Below are 21,645 nucleotides of genomic sequence, written 5' to 3'. Positions count from 1 at the left end.
ACCACACCTTGACCAACTCGACTCCACCATGACCTGAGACTTCATGCCCAAAGGCATTGCGCCGACCGAACGCTCACCTACTTGTGTACCCCTCGGTCGCGTTTTGCCAGCTCCGCGAACATCGCGTTGTGCGCGGAGAGGGCGGCGTCGTGGTCGCGGTCGGCGGCCCGATCCGTGCGCTGGGCCAGCCGCCGATCGCTGCGCGACCATTGGATGAGCAGGGCCAGCATCACGACGACCAGCGGCACCTCACCGCTCGCCCAGGCCAGGCTACCGCCGGTGCGCTGATCGCCGAGCAGGTCGCCGTTCCAGTCCAGGCCGAGGCTGCGGTAGAACCAGCCGCCGAGCACCGTGTTCATGCTCATCAGCGCGATGCCGAAGAAGGCGTGGAACGGCAGCGAGCCGAACACCATGCCGAGCCTGGTCAGCGGTTCCACCTGGCGCGGTTTGGGATCGATGCCGATGACCACCCAGTAGAACAGGTAGCCGCTGAGCAGGAAGTGCACGTTCATCATCAGGTGCGCCGCGTGCGAATCCGCGTAGGTGTCGAAGATCCCGCCGAGGTACAGCGCGTAGAACCCGCCGACGAAGATGACCGACGCCACGATCGGATGAGTCAGGAAGCGCGACACCGGATTGTGCACGGCGGCGAGGATCCACTCGCGCGGTCCCGGCGCACCCGCACGTCCGGCCGGCGGCAGCGCGCGCAACGCCAGCGTCACCGCGCCGCCGAGCGCGAACAGGATCGGCGCCAGCATGGACAACGCCATGTGCGCGCCCATGTGCACGCTGAACATGGCAGGCGCGTACCGGCCGACGCCGGAGGAGGTGGCGATCAACAGCACCAGGCAGCCGGACAGCCAGGCGATGGTCCGCCCGATCGGCCACGCGTCGCCGCGCGCCCGAAGCCTGCGCACGCCCAGCAGATACACCACGGCGAGCACGATCGCCAAGGTGCCGAAGATCAGATCGAAACGCCAGTCGAACAGCAGCCGTGCGACATTCGGCGGTCCCGCCAGGTTGTAACCGAGTTCGACCTCGGCCGCCGTCGGGATGCTGGTCGGCGGTGGCGGCGGGGTGCGGCCGAGCCCGACCGCGAGACCCATGGTCGCCGCGAAGACCAGCACCTCGACCCCGGCGAACCGGACCAGCGCGCCCCGATCCCGCGGGTTCGCCGCAAGCGCGGGCAGCGCGGCGCGCCGCTGCGCGAAACCGATCAGGCCGAGGACCACCAGCGCGGCGGCCTTGGCCAGGACCAGCCGGCCGTAGGTCGTGGTGAACAGGTCGTCCCACGGCACCCGGATCCAGGAATTGATCACACCGCTGACCCCGATGGTGACGAACGCGATGCTCGCGGTGAGCGAGAATCGCCGCGCGGCGAGGTCGGTGTGCGCGCCGCCGCGGCGTGCGTGCGCCAGTAGCGCGAACAGGCCGCCGACCCATACCGCGGCCGAAACCAGGTGCAGGATCAGGCTGTTGGTGGCCAGGTCGTGCGCGCCGCCGGAGGACGAGTGCCCGGTCAGCGCCAGCGGCATCATGGTCACGATGGACGCGGCGAACAGCACCGGGGTCCAGCCCCAGCGCAGCGCGACCCGGGCGCCGACCGCGACGATCAGCGCGAACAGCACCGTGGTGCGCCAGGCGCCGGCCAGCTCGATCTGATCGATGGCGCGCCAGAGCGCCTCCGGGCGCAGCGTGTCGCGAACCGGCTGTCCGGTGGTGTCGGACACCGTCAGCGGAATGAGCAGTGCCGCACAGCAAGCCCAGATCAGCGCGAAATTGGAGGCTCGGCGCACCGCGCGATACCCGTCGACGTCGAGCAACCCATTCGCCTGTGGTGGCACCAGGAACGCGGCGAACAGCAGCGAACCGACCGTCAGCGCCGCCGACAGATCCGCGAGCGCGCGCACCGCGGGCAGGCCGTAGGTGGTCAGCGCGCCGGGATCCGGAATGCCGAGCAGGCTCAGCGCCTGCGCCGCGGACAGCCCGACCACCAGCGCCGCGACCACCGCCGCGATCGCGCCGGTGAGCGCGATCACTACCGCGTATGTCGCCGCCGAGCGAGTGACCTCCAGATCAGATGAAGCGGACGGGTCCTGCGCTGACGACATACGACTGAGCGTAGTTCGATTGTTATCGCGTGGCCGCGCCGGGTTTGGGCCGATAGGGTGGTCGGCAGATCACGGAGGTGCAATGTCGATCGTTTCGATCGTGTTGATTGCCTTGGTGGCGTTGTTCTTCGCTGCCATGGGTGTTTATGGGCTGCTGCGGCCCAGCCAACTCGCCGACCCGCTCGGGTTGCTCGCCGACCGCGCGGACGCCCGCGCCGAGGTGCGCGCCGTCTACGGCGGCTTCGGCATCGCGATCGCGGTGATCCTCGGGTTGGCCGCCGCCGACGTCGGCGACCTGAGATTCGGGGCCTGTGTGACGGTCGCCGCAGCGCTCGGCGGCATGGCCGCCGGCCGCGTCTGGTCGGGTTTCGTCGAAAGCCCGTCCGCGTTCTTCCCCGTTTGGTTCTACCTGGTGCTCGAGGTGATCATGGCCGCAATGCTCGTACTCGCGGTCACGGTAGACCCCTAGCCATCTGGTCGGTCGCTATAATTGGCGCGCTGGACAGCACGACCAATGTCGGCCATGGTGGAACCCACTGCCTCCGTAGCTCAGTTGGATAGAGCAAGGGCCTTCTAATCCCTAGGTCGCAGGTTCGATTCCTGCCGGGGGCGCCACACCCCCTGTGGCCTGCACGAACAGTGCGCCACAGGGGGGTTACCCACCCAGATCCGGGCTCAAACTCATCCTCGGTTCACGAACTCGCTCGCCGCTTGTTCGCGAAATACACCGCCGGTTCCCGCGAAGTCAGCTTCGACTACCACGAAGATGCTGGTCGGTACTGTTCCCATCTGCATGGTGCCCCGCCGAGGAGACGGGACTCCGACCTCAAAGAATCCTGTCTGCACTCAACAGCTTTCATCTATGAATACGACACCCCCGGAACGCTGGAACTTCTGCTTCGGCGCCGCACTGACGGCGGCTTTCGATGCCAAATCAGTGTCCTGTCGGAGTGTACGAAGATCGCCGGCTAGCGACGAGGCCGGCGAATCGTTGGCCAAGGAGTACGCAACAGTGCCGCCAACGATCTCATCGCCGCGGCCGGTGACGCGGTCCTCGCGCTGGAGAACGACGGCCGCATCGTCTAAGAGATGGGCCGGCAGTGGTCTGAAACCGGGTGGAAGAACACGGGGGAACAGAGATCCGCGCCGACCAATCCCCCGGACCGACCCGAACGAGGCCAAGCAGCGACCTGCGTGATCGGGCTGGTGACCGCGAGGGAGCTGACCGTTCCTGGGAGAGCTGCTGAGTCGGGATCTGAGCGTCGTTCTCGTCTTCACGGCCGGGACGCCGTGTTTACCTAGTATGGTCGTTCGGACAATCGGCGTCCCCGAAGCACCGCAGTCAGATCTAGGCGCCGCCGAAAGAATGGGCGCCGAATCCGAGATCCGGTATCCCCGTTCCGCCCTCATCCACCACGATCGATTGTCCCTTGCAACCAAGCTCCGCATAGATCCTCTGCGGATAATACTGCGAGTCGTTGATGACCGATCGGTACGCAGTTCCTTCCCAGCTGATACACCGGGGGCCGACCCCGGACAACAGCGCGATATCGACAGACTTCCGTCCACCGAAATCGCGATCAGAAAAGAAGCAAACCCAGCCCACCTTCCCGCAGGGATCCCCTGTTGCTTGCGCATGATCGTTCGATCCAGCCACTATCCCCGCGCCAGTGAGCAGCACAACTGAAGCACTTGCAAGCAAACCTCGGTACCACGACATAACATTCTCCTCAGTTCAGCTCGGTCCGCGCTCGCAACGTCCCGTCGACGGAAAGCCGAAAGCGCTTCCAAGATTGAGGAACTCCGACATCGGCCGATAGTTCCAGGTATTTCGCTGTAGGCGTAACCGCGACGACTCGCGGAACATCACCTACGATTTCGAGCCCTAGTTGACGTAGCTGGCGTATCCCATGAGGTCGGTGACGTACCAGCGCCCGAACCCGTATCCCAGCTCGAAGTACAGCGAACCGTTGTACTCGGCCCGGCCCTCGGTCCCTTCGGCCCGGACCACGAACGCCTTCCCGTCGAGCGCCTTGACGACGGGAATACTGTGTTGTCCCAGCAGGCGACCATTTCGGACCTTGTCCTCGCAAGTGCCATAGGACTCATCCGTCTCGCGAGCAAATCCTCCGACGAACTCGCAGGCCCGTTCTGCGTCGTCGGCGACAACTGCCGCGGTGAAGGCGTTGACCACTTCGGTGATACCGGCCGCGCCTTGATCGGTGCCCACGGTTTCCGGCGCTGGGAGACCTGCATCGCGGGTTATGGCGAAAACCCCGGCACCGCCGACCACCACCATTCCCGCAGCGGCCGCGGCGAGCCCGCCTCGACTGATCCGGATCCCGCCGAGGCTGAATCCGCGGTATCCGCGCCGTGAATTGTCGGAGTTGTCGTCGCGTGCAACGGCTTTGCTTCCTCGGCCGAGGCGCATATCGCCCCCGGTCGAGATGCCGCCTTCGGTGTGCGTGAACTCGTTGGAGTGGACCTGAGAGGGGGGTTGCTGTCCTTGACCTGGCCCTTGAGGCGGTTCGTTGGTGGTCACGGCTTTCTCCTGTGTTTCGTGGATTGCGGCCGCGAGCCCGACCGCGAACGAAGCGGCATTGGCTGCAGCGACGGGTTGCCAGCCGGCGTTGTCGGCGTCGTGTTTGGCACCGTCCGCACGGTCGCTGATGCCACGCACGGCGATGGTGGGTGTCGAGTCGTGCAGCTGTCCGGCCAACGCGACGCCGGCGCTTTCCATCTCGATCGCGACGGCGTCGTTGTAGTGGGAGTGCAGGCGATCGTGCTCGGGCCCGGCCGAAGCGTTGAGCACGATCTCACCGGCGGCGACGGGTTCGAAGTGCACCGCGACCTCGGTATGGGTGGCACCGGGCCACGCTTTGTTGCGATTGACGTATTTGGCGAGCTGGACAAGTCGGTGCGAGGTGTCCCATGCCCTCGGGCGGGCCAGGAACGTATCCTGGTCGACCCGGCCACCGTGATACGCGTACACGCGAGTGGCCACGACGACATCACCTAACGCAATCCACTCCCGCAGCCCACCGGCGATACCGACGAATACCACTGCCGACGGCCGGAACTCGGCAATCGCGCGCTCGGTGATCGCCGCGGCGTTCACTGTGCCCATTCCGATCACCGCGAGTGCCACCGGGTAGTCGGGTCGGCCTGCGAGATGACCCACCTCGAACACGGTGCCCGCAGGATGATGACGGGTTTGCAGGCCAGCGAGATGAGCTCGTACCGCCTCCCCCTCGAGGTCGAGCGCGGTCAAGAACACGATCACGGGGTTCCCCCTCCGTTCGGCTGAGGTTCTCAAGGTAGCGCCGTCGGACCCTTTTCGTCAATATGACATTTTTAAATCGTGCACGATATTTCAAGAAGCAAACGATCCGAAGCGGGTTGCGCCGGAGGGCGGCTCTTGTCAGAACGACAATAAAGATAGGCTGGATTGATGGATGACGAGTGGAGCATTCCGGCGGTAGCGGTCGCGGTGGATCTCGTTGTGCTCACGATCAGGTCGGCACAACTTCAGGTCATGCTCGTCGAGCGAGGTATCGAGCCGTTCCGCGGCAAGCTGGCGTTGCCGGGCGGCTTCCTCGCATCAGAGGACGAAGACCTCGATACCGCTGCGATGCGCGAGCTGACGGAGGAGACCGGATTGCCGGCGGAGAGCTTGTTTCTGGAGCAGTTGCATACCTACGGTGCACCGCGGCGCGACCCGCGCCGACGGGTCATCAGCGTGGGCTACCTCGCGATCCTCCCCGACCTACCGGAACCCGTCGCCGGTGGTGACGCCAGTGCGGCGAGCTGGGTGCCCGTGCACCAGGTCTTGCGCCGCCGCCCCGCTCTCGCGTTCGATCACGCGCGCATCCTCGCCGACGCCGTCGAGCGAGCCCGGCGCCGACTGGAGTACACGACGATCGCGACAGCCTTCTGCCCAGCCCAGTTCACCGTGTCGGACCTGCGCAGCGTGTACGAGATCGTCTGGGGTCAGTCCATCGACATCCGCAACTTCCATCGCAAGGTCACCAGTGTCGAGGACTTCCTGATTCCGACCGGTGAACGGACCACCAAGAACGGCGGGCGACCCGCAGCGCTCTACCGCCGCGGCAAGACCGAGACTTTGCACCCCGCGATCCTGCGCGACAGCACCAGATGAGTCCAACACCCTCTGTGGCCTGCACCAACAGTGCGCGACAGGGGGATTACCTACCCCAGATCCTGGCTCAAACCCATGTTCCCGCGTGACGGTCGGAGGCGCCGACAACCTCACCAGCCGTTTCATGCGGGTGTCGACGTCGGTGATCCGAGCACGAGGTTCGATCTCAGGCACTGGGTCGCCGTTCGGTTCACCGGCTAGCCGTCCCCTTCAGCTCAGATTGCAACCTGATTGCTCGGCCCTCCGGGTGGCCAGGCGCTGCCGCCACTGGTCCATGGCGTGCTGGAAGGCCTCGCTCACGAGGAGGAGGAGTTCAGCGGAGGTTTCGAAGCGGGCGCCCGCCGGGGTTGTGGCACCGAGGATCTCGGCCGCTCGCTGCGATTCGGCCGCAAGGTCTTTGCTCATCTGCAGACCTGCGAGCAGGTTCCGGACCCAAATCTCATCGTCGATGACGTAGCGTTCGCGCCGCCCACCGGGCACCCGTTCTCGCCGCAGCATCGCCTGCCCTTCGAGGTAGCCGATGGCATGGGAGATGGACGCGGGACTGACGCACAGCCGCTGGACCAGCTCCGCGGCGGTCAGCGCGCCGGAGTCGGTGATGTGCAGGCATGCCATCACCCGGGCCTCCATTCGGGGCAACCCCTGCTGAATCAGCAGCGCGGTAAAGGATTCGGTGAGGCGCTGGACCGCTTGGGGGTCGCGCCCATATCCGCTGTCGGGGATCGGCGCCCGAGGTCGCGAGTTTTTATTTCGACGCGCACGCCGGCGGGTGTCCTGGTGTGCCCGGTCCGCCTGGTAATCCTCCGGTCCGCCATTGCGGGTGACCTCGCGCATGATGGTCGAGGCCGGACGCTCTAGCCGTCGACCGATTTCCGCGTATCCGAGTCCTTCGGCCAGTCCCGCGGCGATGCGCTGACGGTCCTGATCGGTGAGCCTGCCTCCGGGCATCAGGGCTGGTTCCTTCTCTCCGTCAGGCGCGGAACCAGTGCCCGCACTCGCCGCCAAGTATGCGTTCAACTGCACCTCATTGCAATGCCAGGCAAAATTGCCCCATTGCGTTTACTGTCATACTCATTGCAAAATTGGCCTCTGTAGTCGCTTGACATTGATATATGCTGCCGACATACATTGACTAAATACTGAACGCAACGTACTGTTCTGATAGTTCAGAGATTCCCGAATATCTAGGAATCTCGCAGAATCAATGTCGCGCGCAAGGAGATTCATCATGGGCAAAACGACTGCCTCCAACCCGGCTACCTCGTCCTGGACCGGCATGGTGTCGGTGGACGACACCGAGCTGGCAGTGACGAACACCGGCGGCACCGGGCGTCCGGTCATCTACCTCAACGGTTCCTATGGCGTGCAGAAGCACTGGCAGCACGTCATCGCCGAACTCGGTAGCGACTACCGCCACATCACCTTCGACGAGCGCGCTCGCGGGAAGTCGCGGCGGTCCGCGGACTACTCCTTCGCAGCGTGTCTGCGCGATATCGATGCGGTCGTCGAGGCGACCGGCGCACAGCGGCCGCTGATCGTGGGCTGGTCCTACGGCGCGCTGCTCGCGGCGCACTATGCCGACCAGAATCCGGATCGCATCCTGGGGGTGGTGTGTGTGGACGGTGCTATGCCGTACGGGCTGACCGGTGCAGAAGGCCGTGAGCAGATCCGGAAACTGTTCCGCCGCATGCGATTCCTTATGCCGGTGGCACGCCCGCTGGGCCTGGCCGCGCGGATGTCCGCCGATCAGCACGCCGATATCAATATCGAAGCCAATGAACTTCACGCCGCCCTCGCGCCGGTCCTCGAGCGCATTACCGTCCCGATGCGCTATGTCCTGGCGACCGGCGCGAACCTCGGCGGCAGCACGGAGGTCATGGAGGCGGTGCGCGCGTCACTGAATCCGGTGCTCGTCAGCAACTCGAACTTGAAAATCAGCGAGCAGGTCGCGAGCAATCATTCCCACATCTTGCGCAAGGACTTCCACGCCGTGGCCGACGCGGTGCGTGAAACGGCGGCGGTTCGGGCCGGACGGTAATCGAGGACGACAGTGCCGGAATCGAAGTTCTGAGTTCCTGCCAATCGCCACGTAGTGCGGGATGCGTCCGCGGCGAACTGTCCTCGGCACAGTAGCTCGTAGGTGATCCGGCCGAGCAGCAGCGCTCGGCTGTCCATGAGCTGTCCGCGCCGGTATTTCAGGTAATCCCTGTCGGTGAACCGGCTCGTCCACGACGGGTTTCCGGCGATTCCATCCACGGACATATCCAGCAGCACAACGACTTTGCTCACCTCGAGGAACTCCGTTCGGTCGAGAGCCGCGTCTCCGGACGCGGATGCGCGCGGCGTGATAGTTCCAGCCTCGAAGGCAATCCGGCGGGCGGCAAGTTCGGAATCGAACGTGCTGCGTTGAGCGCCATTTCACGATAGGAACAAGACACATGCTCGAACGCCTGGAGCTGGAGGCTTTTCTCACACTCGCCGAGGAACTACATTTCGGTAGGACCGCCGAACGCCTGCATGTAACAACGAGCCGCATCAGCCAGACGATTCGCAAGCTCGAACGGCGCATCGGCGCACCACTTTTCGACCGCAACAGCCGCACGGTGGCACTTACGCCGCTCGGCAAGCAGCTGCGCGACGAATTGCGCCCCGCCTACGACCAGATTTCCGCAAGCATTACTGCGGCGAGCCGGGGCAACAGCGTCAAGCGGACTATTACAGTGGGTTTCTCGGGTGCCTGGTGTGGAAACCTGATAGTGAGGGCGACCGATCTGTTCCGTATTCGCTATCCGGACACCGTCGTCGATGTCGAAGAGATCCAGCTGGTCGATCCGCTCGGCCGAATGCGTTCGGGCGCTGTCGATCTCCAGCTCACCGAATTTCCCATTGCCGAACCCGACATCACGACGGGAGCGATCATGTTCACCGAACCGCGCGCACTGATGGTTCCCGCCGGACATCCGTTCGCGGCCCGCGAGTCGGTATCCATGGAGGATCTCGCGGACGCGACGCTGATCACCCTCGCCGACGAGCTGATTCCGCGCTACTGGATGGATTACTACTTTCCCCGCCGGACCCCGTCCGGGCGGCCCATACCGCAGGGACCGGCAACGAATTTCTGGCCCGAGGTCCTCGTACACGTCAGCCAAGGTGTCGGTGTCAGCACCGTCGCACTGCACGCCGAACGATTCCACTCGCGCCCCGGCATCGAATTCGTACCCTTCCACGACGCACCGACAATCGACTACGGCCTGATGTGGCCGAGCGCAGGACAGAACCCGCTTGTCCAGAGTTTCGTCGAAACCATTGCCGAGGCGGCTCTTTCGGATCGTTGAGTCCGGCTACACCCGGCGTTGCCGAATAACCGCTTGTTGGGCCGCTGAGCAATTGGCGAGGATCATGGTGCGGCGGCAAAGGCCCGCGCGGCACGAACTCCACGCCCGATACCCGGGGAAATTCCTCACCGGCGCCGACGGATTCGTGGCCTGAACTCGAAAGGTAAACCATGCGATTCCGCATCATGCCGTTGGCCACCATGGCAAGCGTGGCGATTTCCGCTCTGCTGGTCAGCGGCTGTGCCAGCGACGACACCACCAGCGGTGGCGTGTCCACCTCGGAAACCCGGTCTACCGCGGCCGATCAAGTCTCTGCCGACGGTAAAGGCCGCTACGCCGAAATCAACGGCGGTCGGCTCTATTACGAGACGCGCGGCAGCGGGCAACCGTTGATTCTGCTGCACGGCGGACTCGTCACCGCCGAAAACTCCTTCGGCGGGCTAATTCCCGAACTATCCAAAACCCGCCAGGTCATTTCGGTGGAACTGCAGGCCCACGGCCACACGCCCGATCGCGACCGGCCGCTGACCTACGAGTCACTGGCCGATGACATCGCCGGGCTCATCACCCACCTCAAACTCGGCAAGGCCGATCTGCTGGGTTATTCACTCGGCGGCGGCGTGGCCATGCAGGTGGCCGCCCGCACACCGAATCTGGTCAACCGCCTGGCAATCATTTCGGCGCCTTACCGTTCCGACGGCTGGCTGCCTGAAACCCGCGCCGGCATGGCCGCCATGGACCCTGTTGCCCTGCGCGAATCTCCCATGTACCCGCTCTACACCAGCATCGCGCCGGATCCGGGCGGTTGGACTTCTCTGGTCACCAAGACCAGGCAGCTGCTCACCCAGAATTATGACTGGACCGCGCAGCTGGCGAATATTCAGGCACCCACCCTCATCCTGACCGCCGAATCCGACGCCCTGTATCGCGATCACGCCATCGAGATGGCCGCCCGGCTCAACAGTACAAAGCCTGCCGCCAGTCGACTCGAAATAGTTCCGGGCACAACACATTACGACATCATGTACCGGCCCGACCTGCTCCTTCCCCAGCTCGGTCCGTTCCTCGAGCCGACGCCCGTCCGATAGCACACACGCAACGGCCTGGCCCGGCGTCATCAGACCGAACGCCCTACCAGGTGGCGTCCGGTGTGGCGCGTCTTTCCCATCGCCGTCGAAATCCGTGACCGCGCCGCCACTCTGACTCCGCGCCTGGACCTGGCCCACGCGGTATATCAGCCGGTGGCCCTGCCCTTCGAGAACACGGCGCCTTCCGGACGCCCTACGAGCACGAGCAGGCCGCCTGGGCGCGGATGACGAGCACCATCGGCGTGGGTGTCAGCATCGGCGCTCTGGTCGGCGGAATCGCCGGAGCGACCGTCGCCGCCGCGACCATCGTGGGCATGGTCGGACCGTTTGTCCCGGCCGCTGCGGTCGGCTGCCTCGGCTGCCTCGGCTGCCTCGCCGCCATCGCTGCGGTCGGCACCGTCGCCGGACAACTGCTGATCTCCGCGCCCATCGCGGTCGCTGCCGCCGCACAATATTTCGCCACGATCAACGCCCCGATGCCGCCCTACACCACCCGGTAACAAGCTCAACCCAAAAAATCAGGGCCGTTCAACTTCTACAACCGACGCGGACAACACTTCCGCCTCACCAATGACTTTCAAACACGAATGAAGGAAGGCACTGCTCATGACCCCCGCACGCACCAACTCCTCCGCCCCCACCGTGGCCCGGTTCCTGAGCAACCCGCGCACCCTGCTCGCCTGCGGCGCCGCCGCGGGCCCGCTCTTCCTCGCCGTCGGACTCGTCCTCGGCCTGGCCGACGACAGCTTCTCCTTCGGCCGCAACGCGCTGAGCCAGCTCAGCCTGGGCGAGAGCGGCTGGATCCATCGTGGGGTGTTTCTCGTCACCGGTGCTCTGATGTGCGCGGGCGCGGCCGGCATCCGGCAGGTCCTGCGCGGCACCACCGCCGGCACCTGGTCGCCCCGCCTGGTCGCGGTGCTCGGCACCTCGTTCGCGCTCAACTCCGTCTTCAGCGCCGATCCCGGCGCCGGCTACCCGGTCGGCACCCCGTCCGGACCGCCGCCAACGATGAGCGCACACGGCGTGGTCCACCTGCTCGGCGCGGGCACCGGATTCCTCGCCCTGTGCGCCGCCTTCGTGATCCTCGCCCGCCACTTCGCCACCACCGGCCAGCGCGGCTGGGCCCTCGCCTGTCGGATCGTCCCGGCCGGCGTGCTGGCCGGCTTCGCCGCCTCGTCCGCCTCCGTCGTCGCCTTCAGCGCGGGTGCTGCACTGGGCCTCGGCGGCCTCACCGCCGTCGCGGTCCACCTACGCCGCACGACCTGAACCACCGCCCGCATCACCCGTACCGCCGAACCACCTGCCCCACCCCAGGATCCATCCGCGCCTAGCCCGCCGAACCGAAGGAGAAGCCCACGCCCCCGGGCACCGCAGATCTCGGGCCACGAGGACCTGTGGGCCCGAGACAGACGAACCGCCCCCGCCCGGCAACCACCAACCGACCTGCATGAAGATGCTGGTCGATACTGTTCCCAGCCGGATCAGGGCTCGAACTCATCCTCGATTCACGAACTCGCTCGCCGCTTGTTCGCGAAATACACCGCCGGTTCCCGCGTGATCAGCCCGTACCCGCTGTCCGGAATCGCCGCGAACGGAGCCGGCAGGTACAGCACCGGCAGCACCTCACCGATCAACGGCCGCTGCTCCCGCGCGATCCGATAACCGATCTCGACCGCCTCGGGCACCTCACCGTCGGAAACCGCATCGCCGTCGCGCCGGACGCATCGACACGGTTCGAGTCGCACCGTCCGAATCGCCGTCCGCGCCCAGCGGAACAGCACGCACGTACTCGTTCCCGGGCGCGCGTACTCCACCAAACCGACGCCGTCGTCCCAGAAGACGAACTGCTCGTCCTCCATCGAGCTGTGAAATCCGGCCTCCACACTCCACTGACCGAGGATCTCGTCACCACGCATCGAGCGATTGAACCACCGCGCTCCGGCAGAATCGGCAGAGTTGTCGGATCCGGGCCACGTCGTTCGTAGCTAGGGTGAACGACCGCCCACTAGGGTGCGGTCACGATCACGGGAGAGGCCGACCGATGCCGCACGCACAAGCCAAGATCCACCGCATGTTCGAGCTCGTCGAGCCGATCGCCACCGTCACCTTCTCCGCGGCGGTGAACGACGCGTTCCTGGCGCTCGGCATGCGCAACTATTGGGACGGATAGTTCGCGGGCCGGGCCGCACCGTTGGGTCAGGCGCCGGCCGCGGTGGTGCACGCGGTCTTCTACAACTTCGCCGACGGTGAGGTGGCCCGCCATATCCCCTGGGTCTGGCAGAAGATCACGCCGCAGGAGGCGATCGCCGTGCGCGAGCGCGCCAGCGCCGCCGCATTGCGGCAGCGGATCGGGGACCTCGCCGAATCGCCCACGCTGGTGCGGGTCACCGAGCTCGCCACTCGAGCAGCGGTCAGCGCGCCGACCGAGGGGCGAGCGCTGTACGCCGGGCTCCGGGCGCTCGAACTGCCCGAGGAGCCGGCGGCCGGACTCTGGCACGCGGCCACGCTGCTGCGGGAGCACCGCGGCGACGGCCACAACGCCGCCCTGCTCGCCCACGGCATCAGCGGCACCGAGGCCCACGTCCTCATGGCCCTCGACCTCGGGATGAAGGCAGAGCAGTTCGGCCGGATCCACCACCTGCCCAAGGCACAACTGGCCGCGGTCGTCGACGGGCTGCGCGAGCGCGGGCTCGTGGACGCCGCCGGCGGGTTCACCGACGCCGGCCGAGACATCAAGCAGCGGATCGAAGCTCGCACCGACGAGTTGGCGGCACCGATCTACGACGTGCTCAGCGCGGACGAACTCGACGAGCTGATCGCGGGGCTCGAGCCGATCGCCGCGGGAGCGGACGTCGACGACTGAGCGGTGGCGGAATGAGCGTGCCGGTGATCCCGCTGCCAGCTCGATGGTGGTGCCGCGAATCGTGACTGGGAGGTCTTCGCCGGGCTGGCCGGCATTGCCTAGGCTCGCACCATGCCGGACAACGAGCGCGGCGTGGAACGCCTAACCTGACTCTCGGTGTTGTTGCCAATCGGAAGGAAGTCGGATGAAGAGGTCGCGGGCGGCGTGTGCCCCGGTGGCGGTTGCCGTAGCGCTCGGCGCGATGGCTGTCGTCGGCGTTCCTGCGACTGCGGCGCCGGGCGGCGGCAATGATATTGGCGCGGAACGGATCACGGCCGAATGCATCGATCAGTCGATTCCGCTCGGTCCGGAGGAGGCTCGGTCGGCCAGGCCGGAAGCGGCCGGGTTGATCGACGGTGGCGGGTTCACCGACCTGGTGCGGTCATTCGTCGCAGATCTGTGTTCGACGACGGACTACGGTTCGGCGATGGCGCTGGCCACCACCGATGCGCGAGAGCTGTGGCGCTACGGGGTGGACCGCGCCCAAGGCAGGCGACCGAGTGGCTCGTTGTCCGCGAGTGACGATCGGCCGCTGTATTGGGCGCGGCTGGCCGAGGTGGCCGCGGTGCAGCAGTGGCGGCCGTCGTTCGCGTTGTCACCCGAGCAACGCGGCGGGCTCGTCGCGGCGATCGACCGGACCGGTCGCGGCCAGGACGGCATCGCCTACTCGACGCCCCGTTCGACCACCCGGCATGTCTTGATCACCGGCTTCGACCCCTACAAGCTGGATTCCGAGATTCGGAATGGAAATCCCTCCGGCGCAACGGCTTTGGCGCTGGATGGCAAGATCGTCGAAACCGACCGGGGCCGGGTCGAATTCGCCGCGGCGATGTTGCCGGTCCGCTGGCGCGACTTCGGCGACGGCGTCGTCGAGCAGACCCTGCGGCCGTTCCTGACCGACGGCGCGGATCAGGTGGACATGTTCGCCACGCTCAGCGTCGGCAGCCCGGGCGAGTTCGACCTCGAGCAGAACAACGGGGCCTGGCGCGGCGGCAAGGCCGACAACGAATCCGTCTGCTACCTGGGTAGCGTGCCCAATACCGCGGCGACGGGTGCGCAACCGCAGTGGACTCGATCGACCTTGCCGCTACCGGAAATGGCTGCCGTCCCCGGCCCGTTCCGGGTCAAGGTGCGCACCTCGGTCGATACCGCGCTGCTCCCCTTCTTCCCCGCGTTGCCGGTGATCACGGATTGCCGCGTCCCGGCCATACCCGGCGTCCCCATGCCCGACGGGCCGCCGCCGGACTCGACCGCGTGGGCCGGCGGCGGTGGAAGCTACCTCTCCAACGAAAGCGCCTATCGCGCAACGCTGTTGCGCGATGTCGCGGGTCCAGGGCTGCCCGGTGGCCACATCCACACCCCGGTACTCGAGGGTCTGCCCGAGGCCGGATTGACCGGCCCGGAGTTCGACGGCAACCGCGAGGCGATCATCACCCAGCTCACCGGCCTGCTCCTGACCGCCGCGGACGCGACCAGACCCTGACTCGAGCAGTCCCAGTCAGCACTTCTTCGACATGATCAGGTGGATCTCGGCCGCCTTGTTCGCGGCCTGAATCGCTTGCAGGGCACGGGCTTGCGCGGGGAATCGGGTTATGTGCGGTCCGGCGACCGGGGAGCTACTGTGGGGGCGCGTGCGGCGGTACCGGCGCAATTCTTCTGATAATTCGTTGTGTGCCTTGACAATACGGATTCTTACTGTCGGGGTACCGGCATCGGTTGGCTGCGGTTTTCCACGCGCCGAGGGACAGAAGGGGACGAAGCATGAGCGACCTGACCCAGAAGACCGCATTGGTGACCGGAGCGAGCCGGGGCATCGGGCGGGCGATTGCCCGGCAGTTGGCGGCCAAGGGTGCGTTGATCGCGGTGCATTACGCGAGTAATGACGCGGGTGCGCAGGAAACTGTCGAACTGATCGAAAAGGACTGCGGCCGTGCGTTTTTAGTGCGTGCCGAACTGGGCGTGCCGGGTGATGTGGACCGACTGTTCGACGGACTGGAGCGCGGACTGCGGGAACGCACAGGCGAGTTATGGCTCGACATTCTCGTGAACAACGCGGCAACGACCATCCAGACCGGTCTGCTGCCCGAGGACATCACGCCGGCGGAGTTCGATCGGCTGTTCGCGATCAATGCCAAGGCGCCGTTCTTCATCGTGCAGCGCGCACTGAATCTGCTGGCCGACGGCGGGCGGATCATCAATATCTCCTCCGGCCTGACCCGGTCGGCCAACTCCGCCCAGATCCCCTACTCCATGACCAAGGGCGCGCTCGAGCAGCTTTCGCTGCATTTCGCGCGCCACCTGGCACCCCGCGATATCACCGTCAACACCGTGGTCCCCGGCATCACCGACAACGGCCGCCCCGTCTTCGCGGTCCCCGAGGTGGTGGAGCAGATGTCGCAGCTCTCGGCCTTCAAACGCATGGGTCAGGCGATGGACGTCGCCGATGTGGTGGCATTCCTGGCCACCGACGAGGCGCGCTGGATCACCGGCTCGGTCCTCGACGCCACCGGCGGCGCCCTGCTGGGCTGAGCTCCCAGCGAAGTTCGAGCGTCTTGCGCACCGACCCTCTAGCCGGGTGGGTCAGGGTGGATCGGGGCCCGCCCGCACCGGGCCGGGCCGCTGACCGGGCGGACCGAGCAGGGAGTTTGATGTGGCGCACCACACGACCGCGGAACAGACCTCACCACTGTCCGTGGGGCCGGACGCGGACACGCCGCGCCGGTTCGCGGTGTCGGCCGTGGCGGGTTCCGATCCGGCGGGGCCGCTCGGGGATCTCGGTGCGTTCCGCCAGTGGTTCGAGCAGTGCCAGGCGCGCGCGACGATCGCGGTGCGCCGAGTGTCGCTGGACGACCTGGACGGCTGGCACACCGACCCGGACACCGGCGACATCACTCACGACAGTGGGCGGTTCTTCACCGTCGGCGGTCTGGAAGTGCACCTGACCGGTGCGGCGGTGTCGAGCTGGAGCCAGCCGATCATCAACCAGCCCGAGGTGGGCGTGCTCGGCATCCTGGTCAAGGAGTTCGACGGCGTGCTGCACCTGCTGATGCAGGGCAAGGTCGAACCGGGTAACGCTCTGGGACTGCAACTTTCGCCGACGGTGCAGGCCACCCGGTCGAACTACACGCGCGTGCACGGCGGGTCGGCCGTCCCCTATCTCGAGGTCTTCCGCGACACCGCGCGACACCGCGTGCTCGCGGATGTGCGGCAGTCCGAACAGGGCGCGTGGTTCCGGCAGAAGCGCAACCGCAACATGGTCGTCGAGGTGACCGAGGACGTGCCGGTGCTGCCCGGTTTCCACTGGCTGACGCTGGGCCAGGTGCACCGGCTGCTGGCCGTCGAGGACCTGATCAACATGGACGCGCGCACCGTGCTCGCCTGTCTGTCCTTCGCCGGGCCCGCGCTGACCGAGACGGTGCCCGTGACGCGTGACGAGTTCCATGCGGCGCTGCTGGCGTCCTGCGACGCCGACCGGGGCAGCCTGCACAGCATGGCCGAGGTGCTCAGCTGGATCACCGACGTACGCACCCGCACCGAGGTCGCCACCCGGGAGCTGCCGCTGGCCGCAGTGCCCGACTGGCACCGGGTCGACGGCGCGATCTCGCATCGGAGCGGGCAGTTCTTCGACGTCATCGGGGTGCAGGTGCAGACGCGGGTCCGAGAGGTGTCCGGCTGGAGCCAGCCGATGATCGCGGCGAAAGGCACTGGGCTGGTGGCGTTTCTGGTGGCGCGCGTGCACGGCGTACTGCACGCGCTGGTGCACGCCCGCGCCGAACCCGGCTACCTCGACGTGGTGGAACTCGCCCCGACCGTGCAGTGCACGCCGGACAACTACCGGCACCTGCCGCCCGCCGCCCGGCCGAGATTCGTGGACGAGGTGCTGGCCGCCCGGCCCGAACAGGTCCGCTATCGCACGCTGCTGTCGGAGGAGGGCGGCCGGTTCTACCAGTCGCGCAACACCTATGCGGTGATCGAGGTCGAGCGCGACGGCAGGCACGAGCAGCCGAACTTCCGCTGGATGCCGGTGCATCAGCTGGTGGATCTGTTGCGGCACAGCCACTATGTCAACGTGCAGGCCCGCACGCTGGTGGCCTGCCTGCACAGCCTGACCGCCCGGTCGCACTGATGCGGGTGCGCAACCTCGCGGTCGCCGGGGCACTGGCCTTCGATGCCCCGGCCTTCGCCGACGACCGCGGCAGCTTCGCCACTCCCCTGGATGCCGAGGCGCTGGCCGCCGAGCTGGGCCGCCCGCTGTTCCCGGTGGCGCAGGGCGCGATGAGCCGTTCCCGGCGAGGCGTTTTCCGCGGCGTGCATTACACGCTGCCGCCGCCGGGCCGGGCGAAATTCGTGTGGTGCGCGCACGGCCGGTGCCTCGACATCGTGCTGGACGTCCGCGTCGGCTCGCCGACTTTCGGCGCACACGAGGTGCTGGAGCTGGACGGGAGCGCCGAACGCGGGCTGTATCTGCCGATCGGGGTCGCGCACGCCTTTCTCGCGCTGGAAGACGACACAGTGATGACGTATCTGCTCTCCGGCGGCTATATCCCGGAGAACGAGTACGCGCTCGACCCGCGCGACCCGGAACTCGGCCTGGACCTGCGCGGCGCGCTGATCCTGTCCGAACGCGACACCGCCGCCCCGACTTTGGCCGAGGCGGCGGCACGCGACCTGCTTCCGCGTTACGCGGACTGCCTCACGCTGGAGCCTTGACCCCGACGAACAGACCCCGGCCGAACGCGGCGGGCTGCACGAACTCCGCCGGGCATCCCGCCGCCGCGAACGCCGCGAGGTACTGCTCGCGGGTGAACAGCGCCAGCCGGTGCCGGTCGGTGAGGTGGCGGATCCCGTGCTCGGGCGTCGCGACCAGGTACTGCACGCTCATCACCACCGCGTCCCCGTCCCGCACCGAGTGCGAGAAGCGGGTCACCGCGCCTTCGCCGTCCCGGACCAGATCCGTGGCGAGGTAGTTGTCGGCGAACGAGTCCGGGAACACCCAGGGTTCGATCACCAGCACCCCGCCAGGAGCGAGGTGGCGGCCGAGCGCGGCCAGCGCGCGCACCAGATCGGGATAGTCGTCGACGTAGCCGATGCTGCTGAACATCAAGGTGATGACGTCGAAGGTGCGCCCGAGATCGAACTCGCGCATGTCGCCCTGGTGCATGGTGATCTCGGGGATGCGCCGCTTGGCCACCGCGATCATTTCCGGCGACTGCTCCAGGCCGGCCGCGTCCGGGAAGTCCGCGCGCAGGTGCCGCAGGTGACTGCCGGTGCCCGAGGCGACGTCGAGCACGGACGCGGCCTCGGGGTTGCGGGCCCGGACGAGTTCGGCGACCAGCCGGGCCTCCCCCGCGTAATCCTTGCCGCGATGGGCGTGGATGCGGTCGTAGATGTCGGCGAACTCGCCCTCGTACATCTCAGCGTTCCTCTCGATAGGCGTCGACCAGCGCTTCCAGCCTGGGCACCAGCGCGACAGGCGTCGGCAGGGTGTGGATCTCCTCGCGCAACCGGCGCGCGCCCGCGGCGAAGGACGGATCCTCCAGCAATGCGCGCAGACCGTCGCGCAGCACTTGCGCGGTGAGCTTCTCCACCGGGACGCACAGGCCCGCGCCCGCGGCTTCGATACCATTGCCGCGCAACACATCCCACCCCTCCGCCACCATGAGCTGCGGTACCCCGTGCACCTCGGCGGTGGAGCGGGTGCCGCTGCCGCCGTGATGGACGACGGCCGAGCAGGTGGGCAGCAGATCGTTGAGCGGGACGAAGCCGACCGCGCGCACGTTGTCCGGCACGGGGACGGCCAGCCGGTCCGGGTCGAGGGTGGCGATCACCTCGCAGTCCAAGCCGGCCACCGCGTCGAACAGTTCGACCGGACTCAGCTCGCCGAGCACCGCATCGAGGTGACCGATCTGCCCGTGCACGTTGTCGGTCACGCCCAGGGTCAAGCAGATACGGCGACGCTCGGGCGGTGTGCGCAGCCACTCCGGCACCACTGTCGGACCGTTGTACGGGACGTAGCGCAGGGATTCGTAGTGCAGTCCGGTATCGAGCCGCATGCCGGGCGGCGTGACGTCGACGGTGAACTGGCCGGTGATCACCCGCTCGTCGAAGGACGACCCGTGCCGGGCGAGGGTCGACGAGAGCCACTCGGCGGTCGGGTCCGCGCGGTGGCTCTCCGGCAGCTCCGCCGCCATCCGCAGGAGTGTTTGCCTGGCGCGCAGCGCACCGTCCGGACCCCAGGTGAAACGCGCGTAGGCAGCGCCGACCACGCGGGCGGCGATGCTCCCGGCGAAGGTGAAGGTCTCGGAGATGACCAGGTCGGGCCGCCAGTCCCGGACGAACGCGACCATGTCGTCCACCATCCGGTCGTCGTTCATGGTGGCGAACATCGCCGAACTGGCCAGGTGCTCGAGCGCGAGCAGGCCGGTGTGCGTCCAGGTATCGGTGCCCGCGTAGTCGAAGTCGCGAACGTGGTTGAGGCAGCCCGGGAATATCGCGTTGAGCAGATCCGGCGCGTGCTCGTCGCTGAACCACTCGACCGGACCCGCCGTGACCGCGGTGAGCCCCGCGCCGGTGATGGTCGGCGCCATCGACGCCTGGCTGACGACCCGGACCTCGTGCCCGGCCGCGCGCAGCGCCCAGGCCAGGGGAACCATGGAGTAGAAGTGCGTGGGCGCGGCGAAACAAGTCAGCACGACCTTCATGCGAAATACCAACTCTCTGTGGGGCGTTCGGATCGCCGGGCTACGAACCCACCAGCTCGGTGCGCAAGGACGCGACCGGCAGGTGGGCGAGGCCACGGGTGGCCGGTGCGAGCGGGCGGTCCAGCGCGGCGCCGGAGGACACCAGCCGCGGATGACGCCGGGCGATCGCGGTGAGCACCGCGTCGGCGGTGGCATAGACCAATGGCAGGTCCAGCAGCTGCGGCAGCGCGGCAGGGCTGGTGAGCACGGCCACCTGGCTGTCGCCGGGCACCACCTCCCCGGCAATGGTCAGGTCCGTGCGGGCGGTCGTAAGATGCAGTCGCACAGGCGAATACACCGCGCGGGTGCGCTCGACCGCGCCCTCGACGTCCGGCCATTGACCGTCGGCGAGCAACGTGGCTGCCGTGCGCGTGACCAGGTCAGCGGCGAGCCGCGGGGCGACCACCGCGAGGAAGAACGCAGGAGTGCGGGCGCACAGCGCAGCGCGCAGGTCGTCGACGGCGGCGAGCATGCGCTCGGTGACGGCCGTCTCCTGCGGGCAGAGAAGGTTGTCCAGCACCGGAGTCGCGGCGAGCAGGCTGTCCGGTTCGGCACCGAGCAGGTCCGCGAAGGCCTTGGCGCACAACAGCTCTGCGGTAGGCACCAAGTCGGTCAGGTCGTCGGGCACCTCGGTCACCGGTGGCGGCGACGCGGCGGCCAGCGCGGCGACATCCGCCGGATCGGCGGGTTCGATGTCCTCGGCGGCGACCGCCATCACCCGGGTCCCGGTCGGACGCCAGTCGGCGAATCCATTGCCTGCCGTGAGCAATTCGGCCGCCTGCGCACCGTCGACCAGCACCGTTCCGGTCGCGCTGCGCGAGATCGGCCCCGCGCTCATCGGCAATGCGCCGCCTGGGTAACCGCGCAACAGCGTCGCCAGCGGGTCCCCTTCCGCGGCCCGTACCCATTGCAACCCGCGCACGAGCTGCAACCGCCGCCGTAGCCCACTGTCCACTCCGACCTCACTTCCCGAGCGTCCGCTTTCGGTCTGCTCGGACGCTAACGCGGCAGCCTCCAGATCCGGTGGAATGCACATAGAGGGACGCTCGGAGATATCGTCGATGCACTGGCCTCAATGGCGAACAGGCCGCGCCCGACTGCGGTGCAGGATTATCCGACCGCCGCACACTGAGCACCCCCGAACGGCGAACCGAAACGGTCGGAAACATAATCAAACAAAAACGCCTCCTACCAGGTACTTAAATGTCATATAATCGACGGAATCGCATACTTCATCTGATTTCCAGATACATTTTTCCGGAATTGTCAATTCGATTTCCTATGTGCGACCCCCGGAAAAACCTCGTACT

20 protein-coding genes, 1 tRNA gene and 1 pseudogene are annotated in these 21,645 nt (G+C 66.9%); 14 read left to right on the top strand and 8 right to left on the bottom strand.

Features of this window, described 5'->3' with window-relative positions; all coding sequences use genetic code 11:
* Window positions 1-77: 77 nt before the first annotated feature.
* Window positions 78-2,111 (bottom strand): cytochrome c oxidase assembly protein, encoded by a 2,034-nt coding sequence (locus tag AB0M22_RS18380; RefSeq protein ID WP_364727768.1) that lies wholly within the window; start codon window positions 2,109-2,111, stop codon window positions 78-80.
* 82 nt (window positions 2,112-2,193) lie between these two features.
* On the opposite strand from AB0M22_RS18380, the gene AB0M22_RS18375 reads away from it, so the two are divergent.
* Complete coding sequence (locus AB0M22_RS18375; RefSeq protein WP_364727766.1) at window positions 2,194-2,580, top strand: DUF4345 family protein; 387 nt, start codon at window positions 2,194-2,196, stop codon at window positions 2,578-2,580.
* A 69-nt stretch (window positions 2,581-2,649) separates the two neighbouring features.
* Window positions 2,650-2,726: transfer RNA gene (locus tag AB0M22_RS18370), tRNA-Arg, on the top strand.
* A gap of 733 nt (window positions 2,727-3,459) precedes the next feature.
* Here AB0M22_RS18370 and AB0M22_RS18365 read toward each other — a convergent pair.
* Together AB0M22_RS18365 and AB0M22_RS18360 are read right to left on the bottom strand one after the other, a co-directional pair.
* On the bottom strand, window positions 3,460-3,831 hold the full coding sequence (locus AB0M22_RS18365) for a peptidase inhibitor family I36 protein (protein ID WP_364727763.1): 372 nt from the start codon (window positions 3,829-3,831) through the stop codon (window positions 3,460-3,462).
* Window positions 3,832-3,996: 165 nt separating this feature from the next.
* Complete coding sequence (locus tag AB0M22_RS18360) at window positions 3,997-5,388, bottom strand: 5'-methylthioadenosine/S-adenosylhomocysteine nucleosidase (protein WP_364729782.1); 1,392 nt, start codon at window positions 5,386-5,388, stop codon at window positions 3,997-3,999.
* Between the two features lie 174 nt (window positions 5,389-5,562).
* Between AB0M22_RS18360 and AB0M22_RS18355 the strand changes: the two genes are divergently transcribed.
* The gene (locus tag AB0M22_RS18355; protein WP_364727761.1) at window positions 5,563-6,270 is read left to right on the top strand and encodes an NUDIX domain-containing protein; all 708 of its coding nucleotides are present in this window, start codon (window positions 5,563-5,565) and stop codon (window positions 6,268-6,270) included.
* Window positions 6,271-6,480: 210 nt separating this feature from the next.
* Here the strand turns inward: AB0M22_RS18355 and AB0M22_RS18350 are convergent, their stop codons facing one another.
* Entirely contained in the window at window positions 6,481-7,218 is a 738-nt protein-coding gene (locus AB0M22_RS18350; protein WP_364727758.1) for a helix-turn-helix domain-containing protein, read from the bottom strand.
* 280 nt (window positions 7,219-7,498) lie between these two features.
* Between AB0M22_RS18350 and AB0M22_RS18345 the strand changes: the two genes are divergently transcribed.
* From AB0M22_RS18345 to AB0M22_RS18325, 5 genes and pseudogenes are all read left to right on the top strand, one after another.
* Entirely contained in the window at window positions 7,499-8,308 is an 810-nt protein-coding gene (locus AB0M22_RS18345) for an alpha/beta hydrolase (RefSeq protein WP_364727756.1), read from the top strand.
* Window positions 8,309-8,708: 400 nt separating this feature from the next.
* A complete protein-coding gene (locus tag AB0M22_RS18340; RefSeq protein ID WP_364727753.1) occupies window positions 8,709-9,605 on the top strand; it encodes a LysR family transcriptional regulator in 897 nt (298 codons plus the stop codon).
* 170 nt (window positions 9,606-9,775) lie between these two features.
* Window positions 9,776-10,693: an alpha/beta hydrolase gene (locus AB0M22_RS18335; RefSeq protein ID WP_364727751.1), complete on the top strand. Its 918-nt coding sequence runs from the start codon at window positions 9,776-9,778 to the stop codon at window positions 10,691-10,693.
* Window positions 10,694-10,765: 72 nt separating this feature from the next.
* A pseudogene (locus AB0M22_RS18330) lies at window positions 10,766-11,193 on the top strand (hypothetical protein); the annotation flags it as partial.
* A 106-nt stretch (window positions 11,194-11,299) separates the two neighbouring features.
* Window positions 11,300-11,959, top strand: coding sequence for a DUF998 domain-containing protein (locus AB0M22_RS18325; RefSeq protein ID WP_364727748.1), 660 nt, complete (start codon window positions 11,300-11,302; stop codon window positions 11,957-11,959).
* A gap of 239 nt (window positions 11,960-12,198) precedes the next feature.
* On the opposite strand, the gene AB0M22_RS18320 is transcribed toward AB0M22_RS18325, so the two are convergent.
* Complete coding sequence (locus tag AB0M22_RS18320; RefSeq protein WP_364727745.1) at window positions 12,199-12,609, bottom strand: hypothetical protein; 411 nt, start codon at window positions 12,607-12,609, stop codon at window positions 12,199-12,201.
* A 125-nt stretch (window positions 12,610-12,734) separates the two neighbouring features.
* On the opposite strand from AB0M22_RS18320, the gene AB0M22_RS18315 reads away from it, so the two are divergent.
* From AB0M22_RS18315 to AB0M22_RS18290, 6 genes are all read left to right on the top strand, one after another.
* Window positions 12,735-12,863, top strand: coding sequence for a hypothetical protein (locus AB0M22_RS18315; protein WP_364727742.1), 129 nt, complete (start codon window positions 12,735-12,737; stop codon window positions 12,861-12,863).
* Window positions 12,864-12,884: 21 nt separating this feature from the next.
* Entirely contained in the window at window positions 12,885-13,556 is a 672-nt protein-coding gene (locus tag AB0M22_RS18310; RefSeq protein ID WP_364727739.1) for a MarR family transcriptional regulator, read from the top strand.
* Between the two features lie 184 nt (window positions 13,557-13,740).
* Window positions 13,741-15,078 (top strand): hypothetical protein, encoded by a 1,338-nt coding sequence (locus AB0M22_RS18305; RefSeq protein ID WP_364727737.1) that lies wholly within the window; start codon window positions 13,741-13,743, stop codon window positions 15,076-15,078.
* Window positions 15,079-15,356: 278 nt separating this feature from the next.
* Window positions 15,357-16,124 (top strand): SDR family oxidoreductase, encoded by a 768-nt coding sequence (locus AB0M22_RS18300; RefSeq protein ID WP_364727734.1) that lies wholly within the window; start codon window positions 15,357-15,359, stop codon window positions 16,122-16,124.
* Window positions 16,125-16,245: 121 nt separating this feature from the next.
* On the top strand, window positions 16,246-17,721 hold the full coding sequence (locus AB0M22_RS18295) for an NDP-hexose 2,3-dehydratase family protein (protein ID WP_364727732.1): 1,476 nt from the start codon (window positions 16,246-16,248) through the stop codon (window positions 17,719-17,721).
* Window positions 17,721-18,305: a dTDP-4-dehydrorhamnose 3,5-epimerase family protein gene (locus AB0M22_RS18290; RefSeq protein ID WP_364727730.1), complete on the top strand. Its 585-nt coding sequence runs from the start codon at window positions 17,721-17,723 to the stop codon at window positions 18,303-18,305. The genes AB0M22_RS18295 and AB0M22_RS18290 overlap by 1 nt, the downstream gene beginning before the upstream one ends.
* Here the strand turns inward: AB0M22_RS18290 and AB0M22_RS18285 are convergent.
* Genes AB0M22_RS18285 through AB0M22_RS18275 form a run of 3 tightly spaced genes read right to left on the bottom strand, consistent with a single transcriptional unit; the run spans window position 18,289 to window position 21,371 of the window.
* Window positions 18,289-19,008: a class I SAM-dependent methyltransferase gene (locus AB0M22_RS18285; protein WP_364727728.1), complete on the bottom strand. Its 720-nt coding sequence runs from the start codon at window positions 19,006-19,008 to the stop codon at window positions 18,289-18,291. The two genes, AB0M22_RS18290 and AB0M22_RS18285, sit on opposite strands and share 17 nt — an antisense overlap.
* Window position 19,009: 1 nt before the next feature.
* Window positions 19,010-20,296, bottom strand: a complete 1,287-nt coding sequence (locus AB0M22_RS18280; RefSeq protein WP_364727726.1) for an activator-dependent family glycosyltransferase — start codon at window positions 20,294-20,296, stop codon at window positions 19,010-19,012.
* Between the two features lie 40 nt (window positions 20,297-20,336).
* Window positions 20,337-21,371, bottom strand: coding sequence for a hypothetical protein (locus AB0M22_RS18275; RefSeq protein ID WP_364727724.1), 1,035 nt, complete (start codon window positions 21,369-21,371; stop codon window positions 20,337-20,339).
* Between the last annotated feature and the right edge of the window lie 274 nt (window positions 21,372-21,645).

This window comes from Nocardia sp. NPDC051756, assembly GCF_040681495.1.
Lineage (GTDB): Bacteria > Actinomycetota > Actinomycetes > Mycobacteriales > Mycobacteriaceae > Nocardia.
Note: the sequence above shows the minus strand (reverse complement) of the source record. Positions and strands in the feature narration are given on the sequence as shown.